A 5,098-nucleotide genomic window follows, 5' to 3' on the forward strand; every position below is an offset into this window, starting at 1 on the left:
ATGAATAATGAGTAATGAGTTTTGAAGTAATGAGTTTTGAAGTAAAAAGTCTTGACGTCTTGATGTCTTGAAGTAAGAAGTCTTGAAGTCTTGGAGTTTTGGAGTCTTTACGTCTTTACGTCTTTAAGTAATATCATGTCCGTTTAATTAGTTATGATAAAGTTCTACCTTCATACCTTCTTCCTTTCCTCGGAGCCTCCTGCCTCGGTGCCTCCTGCCTCACCTCATTTTTATCGTAAGTATTCACCCGAACTTGATATGAGGTGCCAGTTTATATGGTGCCTATGTTGAGGAAAATATAGTAAAAATATACTAGGAGAAAAGCGATCGCCATTAATACCAATTCCTATTTCTTATAAATATAGCTAAGTAACATGTTAAAGTTGAGGAAAATATAGTAAAAATATACTAGAAAAAGAGCGATCGCCATTAATACCAATCCCTATCTCTTATAAATATAACTAAGTAACATGTTAAAGTTGAGGAAAATATAGTAAGACGAAAAGAAAAGCGATCGCCATTAATACCAATCCCTATCTCTTATAAATATAACTAAGTAACATGTTAAAGTTGAGGAAAATATAGTAAATATGTACTAGAAAAAGAGCGATCGCCATCAGTACCAATTCCTATTTCTTATAAATATAACTAAGTAGAATATTAAGCTTCAGGAAAATATATAGCAATGAGCCAATAGATGTTGACAAAAATGATGAAAAGCCCCCCTTGGTAAGGGGGGAAGGGGGGAAAAGTTAGTGATAAATGTTGTTAACACCACTGCGGTCACTGCTATAGTAAAAATATACTAAAAGAAAAGCGATCGCCATTAATACCAATTCCTATCTCTTATAAATATAACTAAGTAACATGTTAAAGTTGAGGAAAATATAGTAAAAATATACTAGGAGAAGAGCGATCGCCATTAATACCAATTCCTATCTCGTATAAATATAACTAAGTAGAATATTAAACTTCAGGAAAATATAGTAAAAGTATACTAGGAGAAAAGCGATCGCGCATTAAAAGCAATCCCTATCTCTTATAAATATAACTAAGTAACATGTTAAAGTTGAGGAAAATATAGTAAATATATACTAGAAAAAGAGCGATCGCCATTAATACCAATCCCTATTTCTTATAAATATAAATAAGTAACATGTTAAAGTTGAGGAAAATATAGTAAATATATACTAGAAAAAGAGCGATCGCGCATTAAAAGCAATCCCTATTTCTTGTAAATATAAATAAGTAGAATATTAAACTTCAGGAAAATATAGTAAAAATATACTAGGAGAAGAGCGATCGCCATTAATAGCATGACTTTTTGGATTGATGCTCAACTCTCTACTATAGCTAAATTCATTCTTGACTAAAAGCCCTATAAATCTCGATGTTTAAATGATTTTCCTTTCTTATCAGCATAATCAGCCACAATCTCTCCATTTCCTCTTAATTGATACTTATAGGTAACTAATCCTTCTAATCCTACTGGTCCGCGAGGAGGCATTTTTTGAGTACTAATACCTACTTCAGCCCCAAAACCATAACGAAAACCATCAGCAAAACGAGTTGAACAATTATGGAATACTCCAGCAGCATTCACTTGATTAAGGAAAGCTTCTGCTGTATCTATATCTTCAGTAACGATAGCGTCGGTGTGGTGAGAACCATATTCATTGATATGAGCGATCGCCTCTTCTGGGGAATCAACAATTTTAACTGCTAAAATCAAATCACAGTACTCTGTACTCCAATCAGTCTTAGTAGCCGGAGCAATATTTATATACTCCCGAGTTGCTGTATCCCCTAAAAGTTTAACCTGGTTTTCCTTCATAGCTGAAGCTACTAGAGGGAGAAAATCAGCAGCAATCTCCCTATGTACCAACATAGTTTCTATTGCATTACATGCGGCTGGATATTGAGTTTTAGCATCTACAGCGATTTTTACAGCTTTATTTAAATCAGCTTTTTGATCAACGTAGAGATGACAAATACCATCGGCATGACCTAATACAGGAATATGGGTATTATTTTGAATATAACTCACAAAAGCATTAGAGCCCCGAGGAATAATTAAATCTACATACTTATCTAAAGATAATAACCCTCGAATTTCTTCTCTTGTGGTGAGTAATTGCACGGCGTAGGGATCTACTGCTGTTTGACTCAAGGCATGGTGAATTATTTTAGTGAGAGTTTGACAGGAGTGAATCGCCTCTTTACCACCTTTTAAGATAACCCCATTGCCAGACTTGATCGCTAGGGTAGTGATTTGAATCAAAGCCTCAGGGCGAGCTTCAAAAATGACTCCTAATACCCCCAAAGGGCAGGTAACTCTGGTGAGAATTAAGCCATCATCTAACTGGCGGTTAATTTGCAGTTTACCTACAGGATCATCTAGTTGACTTATTTGTCTCACTCCTGCGATCGCACTTGCGAGTTTACTTTCTCCTAATTTCAAACGGGCATAGAGTGCCTCACCAATACTATCTTCTTTTGCTGCCTTTAAATCTTCTTGATTGGCGGCGATAATTTCTGCTTCTGATGAAGCCAAGGCATTGGCAATAGCTATACAAGCTTCATTTCTGGCTGCTGTTGATAGGGTTGCCAGACTTTGGGCTGCTTGTTTTGTTTTGCGAGCAATTATTTCTAAATCGAGAAATTTGTCATTCATTATCTTTATCTAGTTAGTTACGCCAAATTGCATCAGCTACCCGAGACACATCATACATCTCTGGTAAGTCATGGATTCTTAGTATATCAGCACCGGAGGCGATCGCTGCACAACAGGTAGCGGCTGTGCCCCAAACTCTATCTTGAGGATTATCTCTACCAATAATTTCTCCGATAAAGCGTTTCCGAGAAGATCCCACTAGTATAGGAGTATTTAACTGCCCAAATGCTTGTAAATTGCGCAAAATCTCTAAGTTTTGTTGATGAGTTTTGGCAAAGCCGATACCAGGATCAATAACTATCTGAGATTTCTTGATTCCTGCGGCTACGGCTAAATCAATCTGTTGTTTCAAAAAGGCGATAATTTCCTCAATTAAGTCTTGATAATTGGTTTGTTGCTGCATAGTTTTTGGAGTACCACGAATGTGCATCAAAACTATTGGTACATTTAATTTAGCTGCTGTAGGAAACATTTTGCTGTCATAAGTTCCACCAGATATATCATTAATTATATCTGCTCCCACAGCTACCGCTTCTTTAGCTACTTCTGCCCTAGTGGTGTCTATAGAAATTGGTATATCTATAACCTCTCTTACTGCTTTAATTACAGGAATCACCCGTTCTAATTCTACTTCTACAGGTATTATTTCTGCTCCAGGGCGTGTTGATTGTCCACCTATATCAATGATATCAGCCCCACAAGCTGCTAAGTGTTCTGCCTGTTGTAAAGCCCTGTCTAGGGTATTAAATTTACCTCCATCACTAAAGCTATCAGGCGTTACATTTAACACTGCCATTAAATAGGTTTTTTTACCCCAAACAAAAGCTTTATCTCTTATTTGTAAACTTTGCTGATTGTTATTCATTTTTTCACCCCTACAGCTTCTAAAATCTTTAAAGGTTTCTCCGTTTTAACTAATTCTAACTGTTGTTGATTTTTCACCAGTATTGCCCCAGCAAAACCTAGAGAATTAATCCCAATCTTTTGATAACTTGGGTGAGAACGAGGAATAATTAACATCCATTCTCTAGTCATTAATAAATTATATGGCTCTCCTGGTGCTATATCTACTTGATGTAATAATTTTTGATAAATTTCTAAGCTTAAATTAGCTGCTTCTGTGATAGATTCTTGCCAAGGAGTCATTATCTGACTATAAGCATGTTTAAAACTCAGGGATTTTAGTTGACTATTTGTTTCTTCTAAATCTGAATTATTTATAATAGTTTCAATAGGAATATTAGCAAGATCTGGTGCTAATTGTTTAGGCACTACTTGTAAATGCTTATGTCTTACTGAAGCCCCAGCTACTTCTCCACAGTTATAAAATACTAACCCGTTAAATTCTGCTAATACAGCCCAAACGGCAAAAAAATCTTCTATATTTAATATACTAGTTTGTTCGACAAATTCTCGGGTAACTATAAGTAAATGTTCATCTATGACATTGAATTTATTTAATAAACATAAATGGGTAGAAGAAATATCTGTGACAAATAAATCAACATCGTAGGGTAAAAAAGGGTCAAAGTTAGGATTTTTTGCTTCTTTTTTTTTGGCTTTTTCTTTACGAATTAAGTTTTTAACAATCCTTATAATAAAAGGTATGCCACCATCTTCTATAATTAAATAGTCAGTAGGAATTGGTTGTAAGGCGCCTTTTTGTTTAGCGATGATTATTTGTTCTTGACATCTTTGGGTAAAACTATTAGCAGGAAAAAGAATTTTATTCATTGTTTATTGTTTATATAATAATTTTTTAAATTAAGTAAGCTTCAATGCCAATAAGTCCTATTATACTCAGATCTTGCATCTTTACCTAATGTTACTGGTTGTGGATGAATAATGAGTAATGAATAATGAGTAATGAGTAATGAGTAATGAGTAATGAGTAATGATATCATGTCCGTTTAATTAGTTATGATAAAGTTAGACATTCATACCTTCTTCCTTCCCTTCTGCCTCCTGCCTCGGAGCCTCCTGCCTCGGAGCCTCGGTGCCTCACCTCATTTTTATCATAAGTATTCACCCGAACTTGATATGAGTTAGAGAATTAATGCGATCGCGCTTAAAAATTGGTTTCTAGTAAAGGCGTATTCAGTATTTTTGTTTTTAAGTATTTATACTTAATTTGCGGTAGACTACCCTAGCCAATACTGCTCGGATAAGAATCAAACATATTCCTTCTGAGAAAGCAGGGAGCACCGGAGCACGGGAGCAGGGAGAGGGGTTTTTGGCTTTGTACCTAATCTCCTTTCAACCTTACTCTAATCAATAATTTTCTCTTAACAAAAGCAGTATTGCTACCCTAGCAGGTTGCCAAAAATCATTTTATTAATCAAAAAAAAGAATTTATTCGTAGTAGGGGCGCAAGGCTTGCGCCCTTCTGAGGCAAGGCTTGCGCCCTTCTGAGGCAAGGCTTGC

At 35.6% G+C, this 5,098-nt stretch carries 3 protein-coding genes; all 3 read right to left on the minus strand.

Annotation, left to right across the window (positions count from 1 at the left end; genetic code table 11):
* Positions 1-1,378: 1,378 nt before the first annotated feature.
* From MW688_RS23990 to MW688_RS24000, 3 genes are read right to left on the minus strand one after another with little or no spacing between them, the layout of a single operon-like run.
* Complete coding sequence (locus tag MW688_RS23990; RefSeq protein ID WP_486738537.1) at positions 1,379-2,674, minus strand: glutamate-5-semialdehyde dehydrogenase; 1,296 nt, start codon at positions 2,672-2,674, stop codon at positions 1,379-1,381.
* A 13-nt stretch (positions 2,675-2,687) separates the two neighbouring features.
* Entirely contained in the window at positions 2,688-3,539 is an 852-nt protein-coding gene (folP, locus tag MW688_RS23995; RefSeq protein ID WP_486738538.1) for a dihydropteroate synthase, read from the minus strand.
* Positions 3,536-4,408 carry an ATP adenylyltransferase family protein gene (locus MW688_RS24000; RefSeq protein WP_486738539.1) on the minus strand — a complete coding sequence of 291 codons (873 nt, stop codon included), beginning with the start codon at positions 4,406-4,408 and terminating at the stop codon, positions 3,536-3,538. The genes folP and MW688_RS24000 overlap by 4 nt, the downstream gene beginning before the upstream one ends.
* Positions 4,409-5,098 lie beyond the last annotated feature (690 nt).

Source organism: Johannesbaptistia floridana (genome assembly GCF_057440575.1).

Excerpts from the sequence above, each read along its gene's own strand:
- MW688_RS23990 (WP_486738537.1), bottom strand. The coding sequence starts at position 2,674 with ATGAATGACAAATTTCTCGATTTAGAAATAATTGCTCGCAAAACAAAA.
- folP (WP_486738538.1), bottom strand. The coding sequence starts at position 3,539 with ATGAATAACAATCAGCAAAGTTTACAAATAAGAGATAAAGCTTTTGTT.
- MW688_RS24000 (WP_486738539.1), bottom strand. The coding sequence starts at position 4,408 with ATGAATAAAATTCTTTTTCCTGCTAATAGTTTTACCCAAAGATGTCAA.